The following is a 23,158-nucleotide window of genomic DNA, read 5'->3' on the forward strand; positions in this document are numbered from 1 at the left end:
GGATGCGTTTGTGATTGAGGCGTACCCGAAGCAGGTTCCTGTCCGTGCGGCCACCGCCGTGCGTCGACAGCGGGCGCTTCGGGGACGAACCTCGACCCGCCACCGACGTCCATGACCGGGGCGTTCCTCGCCGGTCTCGTGGCCGGCTACGGCGTCGCCATTCCCGTCGGCGCGATCGCGATTCTCATTCTGGGGCTCAGCGCCCGTACCTCGTTTCGGGTGGGTGCGGCCGCAGCGCTCGCGGTGGCGACGGCCGACGGGCTCTACGCGGTGGTGGCCGTGCTCGGCGGCGCCGGCCTGGCCGGAATCATCGCGCCGGTCGCCGGGCCACTGCGGGTGGTCGCCGCCGTGGTCCTGCTGGGTCTTGCCGGGCACGGCCTGTGGCGGACGTGGTCCGCGCACCGCTCGCAGCGGCGGCCGACGGCACGCGACGGCGGGGGCATGAGCACTCCGGGGCGGGCCTACGCGGCGCTGCTCGGGTTGACCCTGCTGAACCCGATGACGGTGCTCTACTTCGCCGCGCTGGTGCTCGGCCGCCGGGACACGGCCGATTCGGGCGTGGTCCCGGCGGCGCTCTTCGTGGCCGGGGTGTTCCTGGCATCGGCGAGTTGGCAATTGGTCATCGCCGGCGGTGGCACTGTGGTCGGCAGGGCGTTGACCGGGCCGCGGGGGCGGCTGGTCACCGGCCTGGTCTCCAGCGCGCTGATCGCCGCGCTGGCGGTGGCCGCGCTACTGCCAGGGTGAGTGGCCGCGCTACTGCCAGGGTGAGTGGCCGCGCACTGCCGGGGTGAACGGTCACGGCAACCGTCTGACGGCTGAGCCACCCGACCCGGCGCCGGACCGCGCCGGGTCGGCGGTGTCGCCTGGTGTTCCGGGCCGGGCCCGGGGCCGCCCGGGGGCCCGGGTGGGGTCGCTGTGCCGTACGGTCGGGCGATGACCAGTCGACCCGCAGCCGGCGGAGGCCGGTGGGTCGAGGTCGACCCGGCCCGCGTCGGCCGTTGGGTCGAGGGCTTCTCCGACCGGCACGGCCCGCCCACCACCAGCGCCCAGGAGTACGGCCTACTGCTCGCCGCCCCGGACGGAGCAACCGCTGAGCTGTACGCCCCACCGGGTGCGCCGGCCGGCGTGGATGTGGCCGGGTTCGTGGCCTCCGCCGTCATGCCCCGCCGGATCGGCCTGCTGCTGGCCCGCAAGGGCGCGGTGGCGCTCGGGGTGGCCGAGGGCGCCGACCTCGTCGTCTCCAAGGTGGACACCCGGTACGTGCAGGGGCGCACCGCTGCGGGGGGATGGTCGCAGCACCGGTTCGCCCGCCGGCGCGACAACCAGGCGAAGGCTGCGTTGGGTGACGCGGCGGACCTGGCCGTACGGCTGCTGTTGCCGGAGGTGGCGACGCTCGCCGCGCTGGTCTGCGGCGGTGACCGGCGGGCGGTGGACGGGGTGCTCGCCGACCGGCGGTTGGCCCCGCTCGTGCCGTTGCGGGCGGAGCGGCTGCTCGACGTGCCAGAGCCCCGGCACGCGGTGCTGGTCGCGGCGGTGGGTGCGGCCCGGGCGGTACGGATCCTGGTGCGCGACCCGGACTGACCTGGGCCTTCACTGGCGGCGTTCGGCGGGGAGACGATCGCCACGCAAAACGGGGTTCGCGGCGTGCTGCCCGGCTGGCCGCCGGAGGATGGGCGCGTGGAGCGCGTCGATGCCGCTGCGCGCCTGGCGGCGCGAGACCGTGACGCCGTTGACGCCGCACCCGAACGACCCGGGTCAGCCGCCTCGCTGAGCCTGGAGGGGTCGTCTCGCACCTGGGGCAGCTCGACAGGCACGCAACGGGGCACGTCCGTCCAGCAGGGAGATCATCATGTCCGACGCTCAGATTCTGCGTACCGTCCTCGACCGGTGGAAATCGGCTGTCGACGCCCACGAGCCCGATCGGGTCGCGGCGTGCTTCACCGACGACGCGATCTTTCAGGGGTTGCAGCCGTACACGGTCGGGCCTGCCGGTGTCGCCGCGTACTACGCCGGACAGCCGCTCGGCCTTACCGCCGCGTACGACATCCGGGAGATCCGCCGTCTCGCCGACGACGTGATCCTCGGCTACCTGGAGGTGGAGTTCGGCTTCACCGACCGGCCGGCCCTGACCGTCAACCTCGGCGTGCTCCTGCGGCGGGTCGACGACGACTGGCTCATCGGCCACTACCAGGTCTCGCGGCTGCCCTGATCCGGGAGCTTCGGCAGGAATGACGATCGTGGCAGGCCCGCCGAGGGGCCTGCCACGATCTCGGAGCGGATGTCAGAGCTGGTCGGTGCCGAAGGTGTCGCAGGTCTTCGGGTCCCCGCGGTCGTAGCCCTGGTTGAACCAGCGCTTGCGCTGCTCGGACGTGCCGTGGGTGAACTGGTCGGGGTTGACCCGCCCGCCGGAGCGCTCCTGGATGCTGTCGTCGCCGATCGCCTCGGCGGCGTCGATGGCCTGGCTGATGTCGGCCTCGGTGATCGACTTGAACAGCGGCTGCTGGCCGGTCTTGTCCTTGCTCTCGGTGGCGTTCCTGGCCCAGGCGCCGGCGTAGCAGTCGGCCTGGAGTTCCAACCGCACGGAGGCGGAGCGAGGCCCGCTCTGGTCGCCCTGGCCGGCCTTCGCGTTGGTGCCGAGCAGGTTCTGGACGTGGTGGCCGTACTCGTGGGCGAGCACGTACGGCTGGGCGAACTCACCCTTGGCGCCGAACCGGGAGGCCAGCTCGTCGTAGAAGCTCAGGTCGATGTACACCTTCCGGTCCGCGGGGCAGTAGAACGGGCCGACACCCGAGTCGGCCTGCCCGCAGCCGGTGTTCACAGCCGCCTGGAAGAAGTTCGTGGTGGTGACCTCGTAGTCGCTCCTGCCCAGTTCGGGGTACGCCTTCTTCCAGTAGTCCTGGATGCTGTTGACGTAGAGCAGGTTCCGGCAGCGCGCGTCGTCGAGACGGTCGGGGTTGTCGCGGGAGCACAACTGCTCCAGGTCGGTGCCGCCGGCCTGACCGCCGCCCTCGTCGCCGTTGGTCATGGCGTTGAGACCGAACCCGCCGCCGAGCAGGGCGACGAGCACGGCCACCACGATTCCGATGATGCCGCCCCGGCCGCCGCCGCCGGGGATGGGGATGCCGAAGCCGCCGCCCGACCCGCCGCCGCCCCGGCCCAGGTCGTTGGCCTGGGAGGTGTCGAGCTCGGCCCGCTCGTTGAGTTCCATGCGTGACCCCGATCGCCGTATGCCGGTAAGTGTCGTTTGTGTGTCGTTTCGTCCATCAAGTGCCGGACGGGGTCCGGACAGGCGTTCCGATACCCGATGATCTTGATCGGTAATCCGGGCGGGCCGTTCTGCGGCGCCCGGTACACTTGTCAGGTGCTGCGCTGCGAAGGCTGAACCGCCCCGCGCCGTCGGGCCCCTTGAGCCCGCCGGCCGTTTCGCGTGCCCCGAGTCAGCCTTCCAACCCCGAGAGCGAGCCCGCGAACATGATCACTGCCACCGGCCTGGAACTGCGTGCCGGTTCCCGGATCCTGCTGTCCGACACCACGCTGCGCGTGCAGCCCGGTGATCGGATCGGCCTGGTCGGTCGCAACGGCGCCGGCAAGACCACCACGCTGAAGGTGCTCGCCGGGGAGGGGCAGCCGTACGGCGGCCAGATCGACCAGCGCAGCGCCATCGGCTACCTGCCACAGGACCCGCGCACGGGTGACCTGGAGGTCACCGGCCGCGACCGGGTGCTCTCCGCCCGCGGGCTGGACGTGCTGATGGCGCAGATGCAGGAGGTCGAGGCCCGCCTCGCCGAGGACGCCACCGACAAGCTGGTCCGTCGGTACGGCGCGCTGGAGGACCAGTTCGCCGCCCTCGGCGGGTACGCGGCCGAGGCTGAGGCCGCGCGGATCTGCGCCAACCTCGGCCTACCGGACCGGGCACTCGCGCAGACCATCGGCACCCTCTCCGGTGGTCAGCGTCGCCGCATCGAGCTGGCCCGGATCCTGTTCCGCGACGCGGGCGAGAACGGCGGCGGCATCCTGCTGCTCGACGAGCCCACCAACCACCTCGACGCCGACTCGATCACCTGGTTGCGGGGCTTCCTCGCCAACCACAAGGGCGGCCTGATCGTGATCTCCCACGACGGCGCGCTGCTGGAGTCGGTGGTCAACAAGGTCTGGTTCCTCGACGCCACCCGGTCGGTCATCGACGTGTACAACCTGGGTTGGAAGGCGTACCTGGAGGCGCGCGAGACCGACGAGCGACGCCGCCGCCGGGAGCGGGCCAACGCGGAGAAGAAGGCCGGCGCGTTGATGGCGCAGGCCGACAAGATGCGGGCGAAGGCCACCAAGACCGTGGCCGCGCAGAACATGGCCCGCCGCGCCGAGAAGCTGATCTCCGGCCTGGAGGAGGTGCGGGTCTCCGACCGGGTGGCCAAGGTGCGTTTCCCCAGCCCCGCGCCGTGCGGCAAGACCCCGCTCACGGCGACCGGGCTGTCCAAGTCGTACGGCTCGCTGGAAATCTTCACCGACGTCAACGTGGCGGTGGACCGGGGCTCCCGGGTGGCCATCCTCGGGCTCAACGGCGCCGGCAAGACGACCCTGCTGCGGATGCTCGGCGGGCTGCTCAGCCCGGACACCGGCGAGGTGCACGCGGGGCACGGCCTGCGGCTGGGCTACTACGCCCAGGAGCACGAGACGCTGGACGTGGAGCGGACGGTGCTGGAGAACATGCGCGCCGCCGCCGTCGAGCAGTCCGACACCGACCTGCGCAAGATCCTTGGCGCGTTCCTGTTCTCCGGTGACGACGTGAACAAGCCGGCCGGCGTGCTCTCCGGCGGCGAGAAGACCCGACTGGCCCTGTCCACTCTGGTCTGTTCCGGTGCCAACGTCCTGTTGCTCGACGAGCCGACAAACAACCTCGACCCGGTCAGCCGGGAGCAGGTGCTCGACGCCATCGCCAACTACCCGGGTGCGATCGTCCTGGTCACCCACGACCCGGGTGCGGTGCTGGCGCTCAAGCCGGACCGGGCCATCCTGCTGCCCGACGGCGACGAGGACGCGTGGAGCGACGACCTGCTCGAACTGGTCGAGCTGGCCTGACCGAGGCTGCTCGGCCGGTTCAGCCGAGCAGGTCGACCAGTCGGCCGAGCACGCCGGAGCTGACCAGGATCACCAGCCCGATGGCGATGAAGATCGTCGGCACCAGCCAGGCGCCGGCGCGCTCGACCAGCCGCACCACTCTCCGGTGCCCGCCCAGCCAGGCCCCGGCCACGCACCAGAGCGCGATCAGCAGCACGAAGACCAGCAGGAACACCGCGCTGTCGGCCACACCGAGGGCCCGGAACACCGGTACGTAGACCGCGACGTTATCGGCGCCGTTCGCGATCGTCACCCCGGCCACGCCGAGCGCTCCGGTGACGACCGCCGGTGCCTCGTCGTCGCCCGAACTCCGCAGCGCGCGTACGCCGAGCGCGATCGGCAGCAGGCCGAGCAGCCCCGTCCACGGGTCGGGCACCACCAGGAGTCCACCCGCGATCACCGCGCTGGCCAACGCGAGCGCGCCGATACCGAGGTATTGCCCGGCGACAATCTCCCAGGTGTGGGGTCGGCCGGTGGTGCGGGCCGCGACGAAGAACAGCGTCAGGATGACGATGTCGTCGATGTCGGTGGCGGCGAAGACCACGGCCGCCGCGCCGGCGGTGCTCAACAGGTCGATCACGACCGAAGGCTACGGGCCGCCGGCAGCCGCCAGCTCCCGGCGGTGGTACGCCCGGACGCCGCGGCGGGCCGGATCGCCAGGATCACTCTATCGGGAAGCTGACATTGCATAGCGTGTCGGTTGGCGAAGAGTTGATATCTGGCGCATGATCGTTCGAGGCGGTCTAATAGGTGGGACCGTATCCGAACCGCACAGTCTGGGACGTGAGGACACAGCATGGCAGCCACTGGCACAGCCACCAGCACTGAGAAGGGTCGCCGGATCGTCGGAGCCGAGCGTCAGACGCTCGCCAAGGACCTGGTAAAGCGGTACACCTCGGGGGAGAGCATCCGCGCGTTGGCGGCCTCGACCGGCCGTTCCTACGGGTTCATCCACCGAGTGCTCACCGAGTCCGGCGTGCAGCTGCGTCAGCGCGGTGGCGCCCGACGCCGCAAGAAGGCGTGACCCGCCCCTCAGCGTCGTCCACCAGCGCCGCGCCCCGGGACGTCCGGTGACCGCCGAGGCGACCGGGGTTCGGCTGACTTGCGACGGGCCGGTCGCCACGGTGACGTTGTGCCGGCCCGACGTGCTCAATGCCCAGACGCCCGCGATGTGGCAGGCGATGAGCGACTTCTCCCGCGACCTGCCCGGCGACGTGCGGGTGGTGGTGGTCCGCGGCGAGGGTCGCGCGTTCTCGGCCGGCCTCGATCTCGCGGTGGCGGGCGCCTCCGGCCCGGGGTCCTTCGCTGAGCTGGCCACGTTGCCCGAGCAGGAGTGCGCCGAGCGCATCGCGGAGTTCCAGGCCGGTTTCACCTGGCTGCACCGGCCGGATGTCGTCTCCGTCGCGGCCGTACAGGGCCACGCGATCGGTGCCGGCTTCCAGCTCGCGCTCGCCTGCGACCTGCGAGTGCTGTCCACGGACGCGAAGCTGTCGATGGCCGAGGTGACCCTCGGCCTGGTGCCCGACCTGGCCGGCACGAAACGCCTCGTCGAGTTGGTCGGATATTCGCGGGCGTTGGAGATCTGTGCGACCGGCCGCCGGTTGGACGCCGCCGAGGCGGACCGGATCGGGCTGGCCACCCTGGTCGTGCCCCCGGCCGAGCTGGACGGCGCGGTGCGGGACCTGACCGCAGGCCTGCTCTCCGGAGCCCGCGACGCGGTGGTGGAGATCAAGGCGTTGCTCGCCGGTGCCGGCGGGCGGTCGCACGCCGACCAGCAGCGCGCCGAGCGGGAGGCGCAGACCCGTCGGCTGCGTGACCTCGCCGGCAGGGGAGAATAGGTAAGGACCGCACGGGAAGATCCGGGTTACGACCGAGGTTGTCACACTCGTCGGGAGAATTGGCCTGACGGTGCGGTCTGCCCGGCAACCCGGAGGTGAGCGATGTCCAACCCGATGTCCGGCGGTGGCATGGCCGGGTGGAGCATGCTCCGGTCGATGCGCAACCGCGACGAGGTCTCCACCCACCGACTCAAGCGCGGGGTGGCCGGCCGCATCGTCGCCTTCGCCCAACCCTACCGGCGCGACATCATCGTCTTCCTGGCCACCGTGGTGCTGGCCGCCATCATCGGCGTGGCCACTCCGGTGCTCGCCGGTGACGTGATCAACGCGATCAACCGGGGCGGCACCGAGGCCGGCCGGCTCGTGGTGCGGCTGGCCCTGTTCATCGCCGCGCTGGCGGTCGCCGACGCGCTGCTGTCGCTGGCCCAACGGTGGTATTCCGCCCGCATCGGCGAGGGCATCATCTTCAACCTGCGCACCCGGGTCTACGACCACGTGCAGCGGATGCCGTTGCAGTTCTTCACCCGTACCCAGACCGGCGCCCTGGTCAGCAGGCTCAACAACGACGTGCTCGGCGCCCAGCGGGCGTTCACCTCCACCCTGTCCGGTGTGGTCAGCAACGTCATCCAGTTGGTGCTCACCGCGGCGGTGATGTTCACCCTCTCCTGGCAGATCACCGCGCTCTCACTGGTGCTGCTGCCGATCTTCATCATTCCGGCCCGCCGGGTCGGTCGACGGCTGGCGGACATCACCCGCGAGGCGTACAACCTCGACGCCAAGATGAACGCGACCATGACCGAGCGGTTCGGGGTGGCCGGCGCGCTGCTGGTGAAGCTCTTCGGCCAGCCCGAGATCGAGGCCCGCAGGTTCGCCGACCGGGCCGAGCGGGTCCGCGACATCGGCATCCAGTCCGCGATGTACTCCCGCACGTTCTTCGTGGCGATGCTGCTGGTCGCCTCACTGGCGCAGGCGCTGACCTACGGTCTCGGCGGCTGGCTCGCGGTCACCGGCGGCGTCAGCGCCGGCACCGTGGTGACGCTCGCGCTGCTGCTCACCCGCCTGTACGGGCCGCTCACGGCACTCTCCAACGTCCGGGTGGACGTGATGAGCGCGCTGGTCTCCTTCGACCGGGTCTTCGAGGTGCTCGACCTCGAGCCGGGCATCGTGGAGAAGCCCGACGCGGTGCCGGTGCCCCTGGGCGCCGGCCGGGTCGACTTCCGCGACGTGCGTTTCCGCTACCCGAGCGCTGCCGAGATCTCCCTCGCCTCCCTGGAGGAGGTCGCCACGCTCGACCGGACCGTCAACGAGCCGGTGCTCAAGGGGGTCTCGTTCAGCGTCGAGCCGGGGCAGATGGTCGCGCTGGTCGGCCCGTCCGGGGCGGGCAAGTCGACACTGTCGATGCTCATCTCCCGGATCTACGACGTCAGCGACGGGCAGGTGCTCGTCGGCGGGGTGGACGTGCGCGACGCGACGCTCGCCTCCCTGCGCGACGAGATCGGTGTGGTCACTCAGGATTCGCACCTGTTCCACGAGACGATCGCCGAGAATCTTCGCTACGCCAAACCGGACGCCACCGACGACGAGATCTGGGCCGCCCTGGCCGGCGCGCAGGTGGCCGATCTGGTCCGGTCGCTCCCCGACGGTCTGGACACCACAGTGGGGGAGCGCGGCTACCGGTTCTCCGGCGGCGAGAAGCAACGCATCGCGATCGCGCGGCTGCTGCTCAAGGCCCCGTCGATCGTGATCCTCGACGAGGCGACCGCCCACCTGGATTCGGAGAGCGAGGCGGCGGTGCAGCGTGCGCTGTCGGTGGCGCTGGCCGGGCGTACCGCCCTGGTGATCGCGCACCGGCTCTCCACCGTGCGCGACGCCGACCAGATCCTGGTCCTCGACGGTGGGCGGATCGTGGAGCGGGGGCGGCACGAGGAGTTGGTCGCGGTCGGTGGGCTCTACGCCGAGCTGTACCGCACCCAGTTCGCGGTCGCCGACTCGCCCACCCCGTTCGTCGACGCGACCGGCCCCGAGCCGGTGGTCATGCCGCTGGGCACCTACCGCGCCGACGAGGTGCTGCCGCCCGCCGCCGCCAACTGACGGCGAGCAATCACGGGTCGCGTCCGTCGCCCACACTCCCGCGAGCCCCGCGCGTTGATCAACTCGGATTCCTGGAAGTCGGGGCATCTGAGTCGCCGCGGCCGCCCGACTTCCTTGAAACCGAGTCGATCATTGGTCGGGTGGTCCGGCGGCCCGACGGTCCGGCAGGTCGGTCGCCGTTCGCAACTCGGCGAACGCCAGGCCCAGGGTGACCGGGGTGAAGTGCGCGTTCAGGCCGCTGGGGTTGGGCAGCACCCACAGCCGGGCGCCGGCCAGCGGCTCCGGCTGCGGCCCGAAGGTGGCCTTCGGCCGCTGAAAGCCGATCCGGTACGCGGTCACCCCCACCACGGCCACCCAGCGCGGCCGGTACCGGGCCACCTTGTCGGTCAGGATCGCCGCGCCGTCGAGGAGTTCCCCGGTGCTCAGTTCGTCCGCGCGGGCGCTGGCCCGGGCGGCCATGTTGGTGATGCCGAGCCCGAGCGCGGGCAGTTCGTCCTGTTCGCTGGGGTGCAGCAGCCGGGGGGTGAACCCGCCCTGGTGCAGGGCGGGCCAGAACCGGTTGCCGGGTCGAGCGAAGTGCCAGCCCGTCGCCGCCGACCACAGGCCCGGGTTGATGCCGACGAAGAGCACCGCCAGCCCCGGCGCGAGCACGTCGGGGATGGTCCGGTCCGCAGCCGCCGCCAGGTCCGCTCGGGTCGGCCGGGTCGTCAGGGGCGGCGTCACGGCACGCGCGGGTCGGGCTCCGTCGGGGGTCACAGCCCGCGTAGCGCGCCGCCGTCGACCGGCAGAGTGATCCCGGTGAGGTAGCTCGCGGCGGGAGAGAGCACGAACGCGGCCACCCGGCCGAACTCGGCCGGGTCGCCGACGCGGCGCAGCGGGATGCCGGCCTCCGCCTCGGCGCGGGCCCGCTCCGGGTCGCCGGTCGCTCCGAACAGCTCCCGGTTGCGATCGGTCATGATCCGGCCGGGCAACAGGCCGACCACCCGGACCCCCCGCGGGCCGTAGTCGTCGGCGATGTCCTTGGCCGCCCCGACCAGGCCGGGCCGCAGACCGTTGGAGATGCCGAGACCGGGCACCGGGCCACGCGCCGAGGTGGAGAGCACCAGCCCGATCGCGCCGCCCTCGGGCAGGGCGTTGGCGACCGTGCGGACGGCGCGGATGGTGCCCAGGAAGACGGTCTCGAAGGAGAGCCGCCACTGCTCGTCGGTGACCGCTGCGGCGTTGCCCGGCGGTGGCCCACCGACCGAGATCAGCGCGCCGTCGAGCCGGCCGAAATGCTCCTGCGCGGCGGCGACGAGCTGCCCCGGGGTCTCCGGGTCGGCCAGGTCGGCGGTCAGTCCGACGGCATGCTCCGGGCCACCCAGCTGCTGTGCGGCGGCGGCCACCGCGTCCGGGTCCCGGGCCGAGAGCACCACCCGTGCACCGTCGGCGACCAGGCACTGCGCTGTCGCGTAACCCAGGCCGCGGGAGGCGCCGGTGAGGACGTACACGCGGTCGGTCAGTCCGAGATCCATAACTCCGATCCTGCCGCATCCGGTACTCCGTCGCCAGCACGGGTGGACACCCGTGGGGCGGGGCGCAGCAGGCGTACCCGGCCGGCGATCTGCACCGCGACGGCGCCGCCGGCGCGGCCCACCGCCGGCACCCGGCGCGGACGCGGCGCCCGAACCCCGTCGTAGCGCAGGCGTGCCTCCCGGACGGCCAACTCCTCGGCGGCCGCCGGGGGGAGCGCGTGCCGGTCGTGCAGCGCCCGGGCCAGGTCCCAACCGTCGCGCAGCGATCCGGCGGTGGGTCGTCCAGCGGCCCAGTCGGTGAAGGTGGTCGACCACCTGGCGCCAAGGCCCGCGGCGAGCAGTGGCCAGTGCCGGGCCACCTCGCCGGCCCGCTTGCGCAGCAGGGCCGCGCGGGTGGCGGCCAGCGGTCCCGGCGCGAAGCCCGTCGGCGGCTCACCCCCGGCGACCAGCGCCGCGACCAGTTCGGCCTGCCGCTCGGCCAGGCCGGCGCGGGGCGTCGGCGCGGAGCCTGCGCCCGTCATGTCACGGCCGGGAAGCCCGCGGCGGAGGCCAGGGCGTCCAGTTCGGCGCGGAGTTCGGCGGCCGGCGGATAGTGGCCGTCGCGCTCCAGCAGCAGCGCCGGCGGTCGCCGCCGGGCGCAGAGCGCGCCGACCAGCTCCAGCACCGCCGTCGGCACCGGGTCGGTGTGGGTGTCGTGGTAGAGACCGCCGTGCTCCGCGCCGCCGGCCACGTGGGCGTACGCGACCCGCTCCAGCGGCAGGCGGTCCAGCAACGCCAGCGGGTCGGCGCCCCGGTTGCGGGCGTTGGCGTGCACGTTGGCCACGTCCAGCAGCAGCAGTGCCCCGGTCCGGTCGAGGATCTCGGTGAGGAAGTCCGCCTCGGTCAACTCGTCGTCGGGCCAGTCGAGCAACGCGGCGATCGGCTCCAGCGCGATCGGCACCGGAAGCTCGGCCTGTGCCCGGGCCACGTTGGCGCAGACCGCGTCGACTGCTTCCCTGCTGCGCGGCAGCGGCAGCAGGTGGCCGGCCTCCAGGCCGCCGGCCCGGACGAACGCGATGTGCTCGCTGACCAGCGGGGCGTCCAGGCGTTGCGCCACCGCGGCCAGGTGGGCGACCCGGGCGGGGTCGACCGGCTCGGCGCCGCCGAGGGAGAGCCGCACCCCGTGCGGTACGACGGTCACCGCGCGGTCCCGTAGCTGCGTCAGACCGGGCGGGAGCGGCCCGGAGGCGGGCACCCCCTCGGCCACCACCTCGACGAAGCGCAGGCCGGGCAGTTCGGCCACGAAGCCGGCGATCTCCGGACGCCAGCCGATGCCGACCCCGGACGGGCCGGTCATCCGCCGCACCCGCCGCCGCCCCCGCACCCGCCGCCTCCACCGCCGCAGGAGCTGCCGCCGTCCGAGCCGGAGCTGTCACCACCGCCCGAGGATCCGTCGGACCCTCCGGACCAGCCGCTGCCGGCAGCGGCCTGGCGCTGGATCTCGGCCTGCTCGGCGAAGCCCGGGTCGAGCGCCCAGAGCGAGGCGGTGCCGTACAGGGCCACGCCCATCGCCGCGCCGGCCGCTCCGTAGGTGGCGTAGGCCGGCGCGGAGGCGGGGGCGAGGTGGGTGTGCTGGCGGCGGACGGAGCGCAGAGCGGCCCGACCGGCCCGGGTGAGCACCGGGACCCGACGCAGCACCAGCGTGACGATCAGGAGCGTGACCAGGGTCAGCAGCAGGTAGCCGACCGGGCGGCCGCTGAACAGGCCGGAGACCAACCGGAGCACACCGAGACCCAGCAGGGCGATCAGGAGCGTGGCCCAGAAGCGGGCCCGCGCGCGCTGCGCGTCGTTGGTCAGCAGCCCGCGCTGCTCCAGGCCGTTGCGGATCTGGTGCAGCGCGACGCGTACGCGCTCGTCCTGTGGCAGATCCCGGACCCGCGAGTGCTGGTGGGCGGCCCAGTGGATGGCCTGGTCCAGGGGAGTGAGCCCGGTCGGTGCGGCACCGACGGTGGTCAGCCGACGGTCCGGTCGTACGCCGACCGCGCCGCTGCCGCGCAGCCCGCCCAGCGCCGCGTGCACCGCGAGCTGAGGGCCACCGTTGAGGTACGCGACCTGCTGTGGTCCGAGGGGATCGGCGGTCATGGCGGCGCTCGACCCGGCCGCGAGACGGATCCGGTGGTACGCCACGATCGCCACCACCAGGACGGCCGCCGCGATGTAGTACCGGAGGAATGTCGGGCCGGAGATGCCCCAGGTGTCGCCGGACGCGGCGTGGACGTTCATCGGCTGCTCCTGTCACCGGAGGGATCGGCGGCCCCATTGTGGAGCAGCCCCGCCAGGGGCGTCCGACCGGTGTGCGCGCGGTCAGTGGCGGCGGACCGCCTCCTCGACGAGGTCGAGCACCGGGCCCAGGTCACCGGCCGGTCGGCCCATGGCCAGGTGCAGCACCAGGCCGTCGTAGGCCAGCTCCAGGAACTGGGCCAGCACGTCGATCGGTACGTCCTCGCGCAGCACCCCGGCGTCGCGCTGGCGGGCCAGCCGGTCCCGGGTCGCCTCCGCGATGGCGGCGGACCGCTCCGCCCACCGTCGGGCGAACGCCGGGTCGGTGCGCAGCCGCCGGGAGACCTCCAGTTGGCTGCCCAGCCAGCCGGTGGTGTCGGGGGAGACGGCGCGGGCGAGCAGATCGCGCATCACCTGCACCAGACCGTTGCGGGCCACCGTCTCGACCATCGCCGCGGCGTCGTCCTCGGCGACGGCGAGGAAGAGCGAGTCCTTGTCGCGGAAGTGGTGGAAGATCGCGCCACGGGACAGGCCGGTTGCCTCCTCGAGGCGGCGTACGGTTGCCCCCTCGTAGCCGAGCCGGGCGAAACACGCCCGGGCCGCGGCGAGGATCTCCTGCCGGCGAGCGTCGAGCTGGTCCTGGCTTACTCTGGGCACACGTCGATCGTTGCAGGTCACCCCGGGGCATGCAAACCGTACGTACGGCTTGGGACGTCGCCGATTACCATCGGCCGGTGACCCAGCCCCGCACCCTGCCAAACTCCCCGCTGACTGTGGCCACCGTCCAGGCCACCCCCACGCCGGGCGACGTCGCCGGCAACGCGGTCATGGCCGCCGACCTGGTCCGCCGAGCCGGCGAGCGGGGTGCCCGGGTGGCCGTCCTGCCCGAGCTGTTCCTCTGCGCGTACCACCCGCCGGTCCTCGCCGCCGACCCGGCCGGCACGGACGTCGCGGCCGATCCGGCCGGGATGGTCGCGGATCCCCGGCTCGAACCGCTGCGGGCGGCGGCGCGCGAGGCCGGCGTCACCGCGCTGGTCGGCGCGGCCGTTCGGCACCCGGACGGTCGGCGGACCATCGCGGCGCTGGTGGTGGACCGGACCGGCGAGGTGCGGGTCGGGTACGACAAGCAGCAGTTGTGGGGCGACGAACGGGAGCTGTTCACCCCCGGCGATCGGGGTGCCACGCTGCTCGTCGACGACTGGCGGCTCGGGCTGGGCATCTGCTACGACGGCTGTTTCCCCGAGCACGGCCGGGCCGCCGCCCTCGACGGCGCACACGCCTACCTGTGCCCCAGCGGATACCTGGCCGGCTCCGAGCACCGCCGGGATCTGTACTACGCCGCGCGTGCCCTGGACAACACGATGTTCGTGGTCTTCGCCAACGCGGTCGGCGGCGTCGACCCGTGGCGGTTCAACGGCGGTGCGGCCATCTACGACCCCGAGGGGCGGGTGCTGGCTCGCGGGGCAGACGACGGCACGGCGGTGCTGGTGGCGACGCTGGATCCCGCCGTGCTCGCGGCCACCCGGGCGGCCCACTCGATGCTCGTCGATCGGCTGCCGGACCAGGGCGGCACGCGGCTGTCGATGCCTGGCTGAGCCCTTCGTCAGCTCGATACCCGCCGCATCTGTTGGCGGACACGTCGGTCCCGTAGGGTGCCCGAGTGCCACTGCTCCTGCTGGACCTGGACAACACCCTGCTGGATCGGGCCGGGCCGTTCCGCCGCTGGGGTGAGCGCTTCCTGGACAGCATCGGCGCGCCCCCCACCGACATCGACTGGCTGATCTCGATCGACGCCGACGGTCTCACCGACCGCTGGGACCTCGCCGACGCCATCCGGGACCGCTACGAGCTGCGCATTCCCTCGATCGACCTGGTCGAGGAGCTGCACGACGGGGTGGTGGCGCAGACCCGGCTCGACCCGCTGACCGCCTGCGCGCTGCGGATCGCCGACGACGCCGGCTGGGTGCCGGTGGTGGTCTGCAACGGCACCGTACGCGTCGAGGACGCCAAGATTCGCCAGACCGGGCTGGACCAGTACGTCGCGGACTGGGTGATCTCCGAGGAGGCCGGCGTCAGCAAGCCCAACCCGAGAATCTTCGCGCTCGCCGCCCAGCGGGTCCGGATGCCGCTGCGGGGGGCGTGGGTGATCGGTGACAGCCCGGAGGCGGACATCGGCGGAGCCGCCGCCGTCGGGCTGCCCAGCGTCTGGCTGCACCGAGGGCGCACCTGGTCGGACGTCCGGTTCGCGCCGAGCCGCACGGTGGACGGGTTGATCGCCGCCGTCGCCACCGTCCTGGCCCGCTGAGGGCTTCCGCGCCGTCGGCGGCTCGGTAATTCGGTTGACCGGCCGACGTGGTGGTACGAGCATTGTCGGCGCATGGTGCATCCCGGGCGTGTGCCCGGTCGAGGATAGGGGGTCGGTCATGGCCGTCTTTGCAGGTCGCTTCCAGCTGCCTATCTCAGCCTCGACCAAGGGAACCTCACCACAGTGCGCGATCATGACCTTCCGGCGCTCGAGCGCCGAAGCCGCGGCAAGAGCCGCTTCGACGACGACGAACCGCAGTTTCTGAAGCGCGAGCGGCCCACCGAGCCGCTCGCAGACCCGGACAGCGAGCCCGACCCGGACACCGGCGAGCGCTGGTCGTCCTGGGACGACGCCGTGCACGGGCCACACCCGCACCCCGCCTGGCTGGTCACCGAGTTGGCCGCCAAGGACACCGAGCTGGGTGTGTTGAAGACCGGCAAGGAGGCGGACGTCCACCTGGTCCGTCGCGCCGTGCCGGACACCGACCGGTCCTGCCTGCTCGCGGTGAAACGCTACCGCGATCCTGAGCACCGGTTGTTCCACCGCGATGCCGGCTACCTGGAGGGCCGTCGGGTGCGCCGGTCCCGGGAGAACCGGGCGATGGCCGGCCGGACGGCGTTTGGCCGGCAGATGATCGCCGGGCAGTGGGCGGCGGCCGAGTTCGCCGCGCTCAGCCGGCTCTGGGAGATCGGCGCCGGGCACGACCGGATCGCCGTGCCGTACCCGGTGCAGTTGCGGGGCACCGAGCTGATGCTGGAGTTCGTCGGTGACGCCGAGTCGGGGGAGGCGGCACCCCGGCTGGCCCAGTTGCGACCCGGTCCGACGGAGCTGCGTGACCTGTGGGCCCAACTGGTGGAGGCGCTGCGGGTGCTGGCTCGGGCCGGCTATGCGCACGGCGACCTGTCGCCGTACAACCTGCTCGTGCACCAGGGTCGGCTGGTCGTGATCGACCTGCCGCAGGTGGTCGACGTGGTGGCGAACCCACAGGGGCCGGAGTTCCTGGCCCGCGATGTGCGGGTGGTCGGCGCCTGGTTCGCGGCCCGGGGTCTCCCCGCCGAGCAGGTGGACCCCGGCCTGTTGACCGGAGAACTGCTGCACGAGGCGGGCCTGCGCTGATCCGAGCGGGTCGGGCGCCACACCGCCCGACCCGCCACGTCGGCTATTGCAGGTAGCGCTCCACCTCGGGCTTGGGGCGTTCGCCCTGGGCGTCCGGGTCGCCGTGGGTCTCCCGGGCGGCCCGCCGGCGGCGCAGCAGGTCCCAGCACTGGTCGAGGGACTCCTCCAGGGCGCGCAGTCGCTCGCTGGCCTCGCCCTCGGTGCCCGACTCGTGGGCCTGGGCGTCGGCACGCAGCTTGTGTTCCTCGTCGACCAGCTCGGAGATCCGGTTCAGGATGGTCTTGTCGTCCATGCCACAGAGCCTGGCACAGGGTGCCGGGCATCGCCCGGATTCGGGGGTACCGGTGCGTCCCGGGTCACCGACCCGCACCGGTCGGCCCGACGCCGCCCGTCCGGTGCCGATGCCGCAGCCAGGTCGGCGGCACCCGCTCGTTCCTCCCATCGCACTGGACCGTCGGTGCACCCGGCTTGGTGGAGTGCCTGAGTATCCATTCAGGAATCGAGCGTGGTGAGAACATCGACAAGCGTGGGTGCACGTAGATGGAAATTGCGCCGTCCGCAAGTCTGGAGGTGCCCCTCGTTTGGTGAGATGCTTCCGGGCAGCCCAGAAGGTGAAAGTTTCATCAACCTGCCCGACCGAAGTGGACCGCTGCGGTCGCCGGGACGACGAGGAGACGTGGTTCGATGTCGCAGGTGTCCGAGGCGCGCCCCGCCAGTGTCAGCACCGAGCCCCGGACAATCCCGTTACGACGCGCTCTGCCGGCACTCGTCCGCGATCCGCTGGGCGCGCTCGTCGACTTCGCGCAGGACGCCGGCGGCGACGTCGTCCGGCTCAACCTCGGCTCGTTCCGCCCCTATCTGGTCAGCCATCCTGAGCACCTGCAACGCGTCCTGCGGGACAACGTTGCCAACTACACCCGCGACGGCGACGGGTTGCTTTGGCGACCCGTTCGTCGGATCGTCGGTGACGCCATCCTGGTCGCTGAGGGTGAAGTCTGGGAGTCCAGCCGAGGCGCGCTGCAACCGTTGTTCACCGCCAAGCGGGCCGAGACGCTCGTCGACAAGATGGCCGAGGCGATCAACGAGGCGGTCGACGAGTGGCTCGAACCGGCCCTCGCCGGGCGCCCCATCGACGGCGGCGCCGAGCTGACCCAGATCGTCCTGCGCACCACCATGCGGGTGCTCTTCGCCGACCGGATCTCGGTCCCCGACGCGCTGCGGATCAGCGCCGCGCTGGACACCGTCACCACCGCGATGCTCCCCCGACTGCTGATGCCCGCCGTGCCGTACGCGGTGCCGATGCCCGGCGATCGGCGCTTCCGCGAGGCGGTGCGCACCATCGACGAGGTGGTGCTGCCGATCATCCGGGAGGCCCGGGCCCGTCCCACCGACGGCGACGACATCATCTCCACGCTCTGCCGGCCGCGCGCCGACGGCAGCGAACCCGACGAGTACGCGATCCGCGGCGACGTGGTCGCGATGTTCTCCACCGCCACCGAGACCACCATCGCCCTGCTCTCCTGGCTCTGGCCGGTGCTGGCGTCCCGCCCCGACGTGGCCGAGCGGATGACCGACGAGATCGAGCAGGTGGTCGGCGCCGAACGGGTCGGCCGTGAGCACCTGCCCCAGCTGCGCTACGGCCGGATGGTGCTCGACGAGATGCTGCGGCTCTACCCGGCCGGCTGGATGATCCCGCGCACCGCTGTCGGCGACGACGTGCTGGGCGGGGTGCGGATCAAGGCCGGCGGCACCGTACTGGTCAGCCCGTACGTGACCCAGCGGATGTCGACCTTCTGGGACGACCCGGCGCTCTTCGACCCGGAGCGGTTCGCGCCGGAGCTGCCCCGGCGGCGCTACCGCTACTCCTACTTCCCGTTCGGCGGAGGCCCGCACCAGTGCCTCGGGCAGTACCTGTTCCTGCTGGAGGCCCAGCTCATCGTCAGCACCGTGCTGAGCCGCTACCGCTTCCGGCTGCGCGAGCCGGCCGACCTGACGCCTCGGATGGGCGCCTCGCTGCAACCGAAGCAGCGCGCCGAGGTCATCCTGACCCCGGTCGAGCGTCCGGTCGCATCGTGACGGAGACCCCGCGACCGGCGCGAGCCGGTCAGGACGTGGTCGCCGAGCAGGGCCGGGTGTGCGCGCTCGCCGTGCGCGGCGTACGCGACCTGCAGGATGTCACCGCCGCGCACCCGGAGCTGTTCGACGCCGCGCCGTTCGACCCGGCGCTGCTCAGCTCGGTGGCCACCGCCATCGCCTTCACCGCGCCGTGGCACACCGCCGCGGAGCTGCGGATCACCACCCGTACCCTGCTCTGGGTCTTCGCCGCCGACTGGCAGGTCGACTACCTCGCGCGGTCCGTCGACGACGTCCGGAAGGTGGTCACCGACTGCCTTGCGGTGGCCGACGGCGCCGCCCCGCCGCCGGGGCGCCACCTCGCCCGGCTGCTGGCCGACCTGCGCGACGAGCTGGCCACCGTGCCGGCGTTCGCCCGGCTGCGCCCGATCTGGCGCGACGAGTTGGCGCGGATGCTCGCCGCCGTGGCGCGGGAGTGGGACTGGAAGAACCTGCCGACCGACCCGACCACCGGGCGGCGCCTGCCGGACCTGGACCGCTACCTGGACAACGCGGACAACCTCGCTTGCTCATTCGTCAACGTCACCCACTGGATCGCCACCGGCGACGAGAAGACCCTCGCCCAGTTGACCGACCTGCTGGACGCCGGTCGTGGCGTGCAGCGCGTACTGCGGTTGGTCAACGACCTGGCCACCCAGGGCCGGGACGCCGAGTGGGGTGACCTGAACGCCCTGCTGCTGGTCGACGACCCGGCGCAGGTGCACGACCGGCTGGCCGAGCTGACCGCCCGGTCCCGGGGAGACCTGGCCGCCCTCGCCGAGCGGTGCCCCCGCCAGGCGGACTACCTCAACCGGCAGATCTCCTTCACCGGCGGCTTCTACCAACTGTCGGACTTCTGGGGCGAGCGCGATGAGTGACGGTGCCACCCGGGTGCTCGCCGACGCGGCGACCACCGCCGACCCGGTCGTCGACGCCGCCCGCGAGTTGATCGCCGGTCTTGGCCTGCGGCCGTGGGGGCAGGTCGCCGCGTCGGTGTACGAGACCGGGCGGCTGGTCGCCGTCGCTCCCTGGCTGACCGGGCACGACCAGCGGATCGCGTTCCTGTTGCGTAGCCAGCGCCCGGACGGGGCGTGGGGCCCACCCGAGGGGTACGCACTGGTGCCGACCCTGAGCGCCACCGACGCGCTGCTCGCGGCACTGGCCGACGGCAGGGCCGGGACGGAGCTGCTCGCTCCGGTGGCCCGTGGGCTCGGCGCGCTCGTCGGCACGCTGCTCCCCAGCGATGCCCGGACTCTGCCGGACACGCCCGCGCTGGACCTCATCGTCCCGGCGCTGGTCGACACGATCAACGACCGCCTCGCCGGTCTGGAGCCGGCCACCGCCGCGCGCCTGCCCCGCCCGCCGCTACCGCTGCCCACCGGGCTCAACCGGGACCGGCTGCGCGCGGTGCGGTCCGCGGTGGCCGCCGGAAGGACGCTGCCACCGAAGCTGGCCCACTTCTACGAGATCCTGGACGCGGTACCCGCCGACGCGGGCCCCACGCTCACCGCGGTCGGCGCCTCACCCGCCGCGACCGCGGCCTGGTTGACCGCGGTCGGCCCGGCCGCCGGCCCCGCCGCGCACGCCTTCCTGCGGGCGTTGATCCGGGACGGAGGCGGCCCGGTGCCCTGCCCGGCACCGATCACCGTCTTCGAGCGAGCCTGGGTGCTGAGCGGCCTGCGCCGGGCCGGGATCACGATCAACCCACCGGCCGCCGTCCTGGAGAGCCTGACCGCTGCCACCGCCGGCCGAGGAATCGCCACCGGCGACGGCCTGCCGACCGACGCCGACACCACCGCCGTGTCCCTCGACGCGTTGGCCCGGCTCGGCCGTCCGGCGGACCCGGCCAGCCTGTGGGCGTACGAGACGGCTGACGGTTTCTGCACCTGGCCGGGGGAGGACGGCTTCTCGGTCACCACCAACGCCCACGTGCTGGACGCCTTCGGCCAGCACGTGGCCCGGCATCCGGACGCGGGGGCGCGCTATCACCGGGCGGTCGACCGGCTGAGTGCGGTGCTGGCCGGCCACCAGCGCGCGGACGGCGCCTGGCAGGACCGGTGGCACGCCTCGCCGTACTACGCCACCGCCTGCTGCGTGCTGGCACTGGCCGAGTTCGGGCGGGGTGCGACCGCCGCCGAGGCGGTGGATCGGGCGGCCGGCTGGGTGTTGAACAGCCAGCGGGCGGACGGTTCGTGGGGGCGGTGGGACGGCACCGCCGAGGAGACCGCGTACGCCCTCCAGGTGCTGCTGGCGGTGCCGACGACGGTGCCACGGGTCGACGAGGCCGTGGCACGTGGACACGCCTACCTGCACGAATCCACCGCCCGGGAGCACCGTCCACTGTGGTACGGCAAGGAGCTGTACTGTCCGACCGTCATCGTTCGCGCAGCGGTGCTCGCCGCCTGCCGACTGACCCGCATCCGTGCCTCCGGCGTGGACCGATCGGTGGTGGATTGCGGTTACCGGTCAACAAAAACAGCAACTTGAGGGGTTGTGTCGACACTGCTAGCGTACGCAGAGCCTCAGCCCCGGATGCCCCGCTGCGGTGGGACGTCGCCCCCTCTGATCATTCGTTGATGAGCTGAGTCAACGCCCGGCCTGGGACGGTTCAATGCGTTCTCGCGGTACGAGTATCCGCACCAAGGTTGTCGCCCTGCTGCTCTCCCTGGTCGCGCTCTGGATGTTCGCGGCGTGGGTGACCCTGCGCGACGGCTTCAACCTGCTCGGTGTCCAGTTGCTCAACAGCACGGTCTACACACCGAGCGAGCCGCTGTTGCAGGAGCTCCAGGTGGAGCGGCGGTTGACCCAGGCGTACCTGAGCAACCCCGAGGCCACGCAGCGGACAGCGCTCGAGGCCGAGCAGCGCAAGACCGCCGAGCTGGCCGCCGACTTCGCCGCTTCGGTGCGCAACTGGCAGGTCGACGTCGCCGGCAGTTCCGCACTGGACACCCAGCTCGGTATGACGATCGCCCAGGTCAACGCGTTGGAGCAGACCCGCGCGGAGGTGCTGGACCGCAAGATCGACCGGATCGCCGCCGCTGAGGCGTACACCAACGCGATCGAGTCGATCTTCCAGATCTACGACGTGACGGGCAGCCTGGACGACAAGCAGATCGCCGGCGAGGCGGCGGCCCTGATCCAGCTCAACCGGATGAAGGAGCTGATCTCCCAGGAGGACGCGCTGCTCAGCGGCCTCTTCGGCAACGGTCGGATGAGCGGCGCCGAGTACGCCCGCTACGTCGCGCTGGTCGGCTCGGAGCGGTTCCTCGGTGAGGAGACCCGGGTACGGCTCGCCGACGCCGACCAGCGCCGTTACCAGCAGCTCGTCGAGGGCGAGGCGTTCACCCGGCTGCGTGCCGTGCAGGACAGCATCATCCGCGAGGGCCGGCCGTCAACCCAGCTGCCGGTCGGCGCCGAGCAGTGGCGGGGCACTGTCGAGCCGGTGCTGGCCGAGGTGAACGGCGTCGTCACCGCTGGCGGCGAGGGCATCGTGGACCGGGCCACCGGCGTGGCCGTGATGGTCGTCGTCCGACTGGTGCTCGCCACCGGTCTGGGCCTCCTCGCCGTCATCGCCTCCGTCGTGGTCTCGATCACCACCGCGCGGAACCTGCTGCGCCAGCTGGACCGGCTGCGCGAGGCCGCCTGGCAGCTCGCCGACGAGCGGCTGCCCCGGGTGGTGGAGCGGCTCGGGCGCGGCGAAGAGGTCGACGTGGCCACCGAGGCGCCCCCGCTGGAGTTCGGCACCGACGAGATCGGCCAGGTCGGCAAGGCGTTCAACGCGGTCCAGGAGACCGCGTTGCGCACCGCCGTCGAGCAGGCCGACCTGCGTCGCAACGTCCGCGAGGTCTTCCTGAGCCTGGCCCGACGCACGCAGGCGCTCGTCCACCGCCAGCTCACCCTGCTGGACGCGATGGAGCGCCGCGAGCACGACGCGGAGGAGCTGGAGGACCTGTTCCGGGTCGACCACCTGGCCACCCGGATGCGGCGCAACGCGGAAAACCTGATCGTGCTCTCCGGCTCCACCCCCGGTCGGGCCTGGCGGCGCAACGTCCCGATGGTCGACGTGGTGCGCGGCGCCGTGGCCGAGGTGGAGGACTACACCCGTGTCAACGTGCTGCCGCTCGGGCCGGTCTCGCTCGCCGGCCGCGCGGTCGGCGACGTCATCCACCTGCTCGCCGAGCTGATCGAGAACGGGCTGTCGTTCTCCCCGCCACACACGACCGTCGAGGTCCGCGGCCAACTGGTCTCCAACGGGTTCGCCATCGAGATCGAGGACCGGGGCCTCGGCATGAGCGAGGAGGACCTGGCCGCCGCGAACCACCGGATCGTCGACCAGTCCGAGCTGAACCTCGCCAACGCCGCCCGCCTCGGGCTCTACGTGGTGAGCCGGCTGACCGAACGCCACGGCGTGCGGGTACGGCTCAAGGAGTCCGCGTACGGCGGCACCACCGCGGTCGTGCTGATCCCGCTGGAGTTGGTCACCCAAGCCGACGTCTCACCGGAGGACTCCGGGTCGTTCCGGACCGGCTCGGCCATCCCGATGCCGTCGGCACCCGCCACGGACAGCGGCCGTCCGGTGTCCCTCGCACCGGTCGCGCTCGCCGCGCCGACGACCACCGCGTCGGAGGTGGCGGTGACCTCGGCGGCGCCGACGCCGGCCGACACCGCCGCGCCGACGACGGACGAGGAGGCCGAGGCGGACACCGTTCTCCCCACCCGACAGCGGACCACCCCGGCAACCGGCACCCCCGACCTGCCCACCCGCGCCCGTCGCGGGCCGGCTCAGCCAGCCTTGGAAACCCCGACCG

At 72.6% G+C, this 23,158-nt stretch carries 23 protein-coding genes; 14 read left to right on the plus strand and 9 right to left on the minus strand.

Annotated elements, in window-relative coordinates; all coding sequences use genetic code 11:
* Positions 1 to 111 precede the first annotated feature (111 nt).
* The 3 genes from DLJ58_RS03110 to DLJ58_RS03125 all read left to right on the plus strand — a co-directional run bounded on the left by DLJ58_RS03110 (position 112) and on the right by DLJ58_RS03125 (position 2,209).
* Complete coding sequence (locus DLJ58_RS03110; protein WP_124853757.1) at positions 112 to 744, plus strand: LysE family transporter; 633 nt, start codon at positions 112 to 114, stop codon at positions 742 to 744.
* A gap of 189 nt (positions 745 to 933) precedes the next feature.
* Positions 934 to 1,581 (plus strand): acVLRF1 family peptidyl-tRNA hydrolase, encoded by a 648-nt coding sequence (locus DLJ58_RS03115; RefSeq protein WP_124853758.1) that lies wholly within the window; start codon positions 934 to 936, stop codon positions 1,579 to 1,581.
* 268 nt (positions 1,582 to 1,849) lie between these two features.
* Entirely contained in the window at positions 1,850 to 2,209 is a 360-nt protein-coding gene (locus DLJ58_RS03125; RefSeq protein WP_124853759.1) for a YybH family protein, read from the plus strand.
* Positions 2,210 to 2,281: 72 nt separating this feature from the next.
* Here DLJ58_RS03125 and ypfJ read toward each other — a convergent pair whose 3' ends face one another.
* Positions 2,282 to 3,208: a KPN_02809 family neutral zinc metallopeptidase gene (ypfJ, locus tag DLJ58_RS03130; protein ID WP_124853760.1), complete on the minus strand. Its 927-nt coding sequence runs from the start codon at positions 3,206 to 3,208 to the stop codon at positions 2,282 to 2,284.
* 263 nt (positions 3,209 to 3,471) lie between these two features.
* Here ypfJ and DLJ58_RS03135 point away from each other — a divergent pair, with 263 nt between their 5' ends.
* Positions 3,472 to 5,076, plus strand: a complete 1,605-nt coding sequence (locus tag DLJ58_RS03135; RefSeq protein ID WP_124853761.1) for an ABC-F family ATP-binding cassette domain-containing protein — start codon at positions 3,472 to 3,474, stop codon at positions 5,074 to 5,076.
* Positions 5,077 to 5,095: 19 nt separating this feature from the next.
* On the opposite strand, the gene DLJ58_RS03140 is transcribed toward DLJ58_RS03135, so the two are convergent.
* Positions 5,096 to 5,695: a cadmium resistance transporter gene (locus DLJ58_RS03140; RefSeq protein ID WP_124853762.1), complete on the minus strand. Its 600-nt coding sequence runs from the start codon at positions 5,693 to 5,695 to the stop codon at positions 5,096 to 5,098.
* A 216-nt stretch (positions 5,696 to 5,911) separates the two neighbouring features.
* On the opposite strand from DLJ58_RS03140, the gene DLJ58_RS03145 reads away from it, so the two are divergent.
* The 3 genes from DLJ58_RS03145 to DLJ58_RS03155 all read left to right on the plus strand — a co-directional run bounded on the left by DLJ58_RS03145 (position 5,912) and on the right by DLJ58_RS03155 (position 9,044).
* Positions 5,912 to 6,139, plus strand: coding sequence for a helix-turn-helix domain-containing protein (locus tag DLJ58_RS03145; RefSeq protein WP_007462679.1), 228 nt, complete (start codon positions 5,912 to 5,914; stop codon positions 6,137 to 6,139).
* Between the two features lie 46 nt (positions 6,140 to 6,185).
* The gene (locus DLJ58_RS03150; RefSeq protein WP_124853763.1) at positions 6,186 to 6,953 is read left to right on the plus strand and encodes an enoyl-CoA hydratase/isomerase family protein; all 768 of its coding nucleotides are present in this window, start codon (positions 6,186 to 6,188) and stop codon (positions 6,951 to 6,953) included.
* Between the two features lie 114 nt (positions 6,954 to 7,067).
* Entirely contained in the window at positions 7,068 to 9,044 is a 1,977-nt protein-coding gene (locus tag DLJ58_RS03155) for an ABC transporter ATP-binding protein (RefSeq protein ID WP_208740824.1), read from the plus strand.
* A 129-nt stretch (positions 9,045 to 9,173) separates the two neighbouring features.
* On the opposite strand, the gene mug is transcribed toward DLJ58_RS03155, so the two are convergent.
* From mug to DLJ58_RS03185, 6 genes are all read right to left on the minus strand, one after another.
* Positions 9,174 to 9,767 (minus strand): G/U mismatch-specific DNA glycosylase, encoded by a 594-nt coding sequence (mug, locus tag DLJ58_RS03160; RefSeq protein WP_244218761.1) that lies wholly within the window; start codon positions 9,765 to 9,767, stop codon positions 9,174 to 9,176.
* A 29-nt stretch (positions 9,768 to 9,796) separates the two neighbouring features.
* Positions 9,797 to 10,558 carry an SDR family oxidoreductase gene (locus tag DLJ58_RS03165; RefSeq protein ID WP_112639269.1) on the minus strand — a complete coding sequence of 254 codons (762 nt, stop codon included), beginning with the start codon at positions 10,556 to 10,558 and terminating at the stop codon, positions 9,797 to 9,799.
* Positions 10,543 to 11,079 (minus strand): SCO6045 C-terminal-like domain-containing protein, encoded by a 537-nt coding sequence (locus DLJ58_RS03170; protein ID WP_244218762.1) that lies wholly within the window; start codon positions 11,077 to 11,079, stop codon positions 10,543 to 10,545. Before DLJ58_RS03170 ends, DLJ58_RS03165 begins: the two co-directional genes overlap by 16 nt.
* Positions 11,076 to 11,894: an MbnB/TglH/ChrH family RiPP precursor modification enzyme gene (locus DLJ58_RS03175; protein WP_124853765.1), complete on the minus strand. Its 819-nt coding sequence runs from the start codon at positions 11,892 to 11,894 to the stop codon at positions 11,076 to 11,078. The genes DLJ58_RS03170 and DLJ58_RS03175 overlap by 4 nt, the downstream gene beginning before the upstream one ends.
* The gene (locus DLJ58_RS03180) at positions 11,891 to 12,820 is read right to left on the minus strand and encodes a TIGR04222 domain-containing membrane protein (protein WP_124853766.1); all 930 of its coding nucleotides are present in this window, start codon (positions 12,818 to 12,820) and stop codon (positions 11,891 to 11,893) included. Before DLJ58_RS03180 ends, DLJ58_RS03175 begins: the two co-directional genes overlap by 4 nt.
* 81 nt (positions 12,821 to 12,901) lie before the next feature.
* Positions 12,902 to 13,474: a TetR/AcrR family transcriptional regulator gene (locus DLJ58_RS03185; protein WP_091403732.1), complete on the minus strand. Its 573-nt coding sequence runs from the start codon at positions 13,472 to 13,474 to the stop codon at positions 12,902 to 12,904.
* Positions 13,475 to 13,551: 77 nt separating this feature from the next.
* Here DLJ58_RS03185 and DLJ58_RS03190 point away from each other — a divergent pair, with 77 nt between their 5' ends.
* The 3 genes from DLJ58_RS03190 (at position 13,552) to DLJ58_RS03200 (ending at position 16,238) form a co-directional block, all read left to right on the plus strand.
* Entirely contained in the window at positions 13,552 to 14,412 is an 861-nt protein-coding gene (locus tag DLJ58_RS03190) for a carbon-nitrogen hydrolase family protein (protein ID WP_244218763.1), read from the plus strand.
* Between the two features lie 65 nt (positions 14,413 to 14,477).
* Entirely contained in the window at positions 14,478 to 15,122 is a 645-nt protein-coding gene (locus DLJ58_RS03195; RefSeq protein WP_124853768.1) for an HAD family hydrolase, read from the plus strand.
* A 183-nt stretch (positions 15,123 to 15,305) separates the two neighbouring features.
* Positions 15,306 to 16,238 (plus strand): serine protein kinase RIO, encoded by a 933-nt coding sequence (locus DLJ58_RS03200; protein WP_124853769.1) that lies wholly within the window; start codon positions 15,306 to 15,308, stop codon positions 16,236 to 16,238.
* A 43-nt stretch (positions 16,239 to 16,281) separates the two neighbouring features.
* On the opposite strand, the gene DLJ58_RS03205 is transcribed toward DLJ58_RS03200, so the two are convergent.
* Entirely contained in the window at positions 16,282 to 16,530 is a 249-nt protein-coding gene (locus DLJ58_RS03205) for a DUF2630 family protein (protein WP_091403743.1), read from the minus strand.
* 446 nt (positions 16,531 to 16,976) lie between these two features.
* Between DLJ58_RS03205 and DLJ58_RS03210 the strand changes: the two genes are divergently transcribed.
* The 4 genes from DLJ58_RS03210 to DLJ58_RS03225 all read left to right on the plus strand — a co-directional run.
* Entirely contained in the window at positions 16,977 to 18,314 is a 1,338-nt protein-coding gene (locus DLJ58_RS03210) for a cytochrome P450 (RefSeq protein WP_208740826.1), read from the plus strand.
* A complete protein-coding gene (locus tag DLJ58_RS03215) occupies positions 18,311 to 19,228 on the plus strand; it encodes a terpene synthase family protein (RefSeq protein ID WP_124853771.1) in 918 nt (305 codons plus the stop codon). Before DLJ58_RS03210 ends, DLJ58_RS03215 begins: the two co-directional genes overlap by 4 nt.
* A complete protein-coding gene (locus tag DLJ58_RS03220) occupies positions 19,221 to 20,837 on the plus strand; it encodes a prenyltransferase/squalene oxidase repeat-containing protein (protein WP_124853772.1) in 1,617 nt (538 codons plus the stop codon). The genes DLJ58_RS03215 and DLJ58_RS03220 overlap by 8 nt, the downstream gene beginning before the upstream one ends.
* A 124-nt stretch (positions 20,838 to 20,961) precedes the next feature.
* On the plus strand, positions 20,962 to 23,158 hold a 2,197-nt coding region (locus tag DLJ58_RS03225; protein WP_124853773.1), incomplete at its 3' end, for a sensor histidine kinase.

It is taken from the genome of Micromonospora arida (assembly GCF_003857035.1).
Taxonomy (GTDB): Bacteria; Actinomycetota; Actinomycetes; order Mycobacteriales; family Micromonosporaceae; genus Micromonospora; species Micromonospora arida.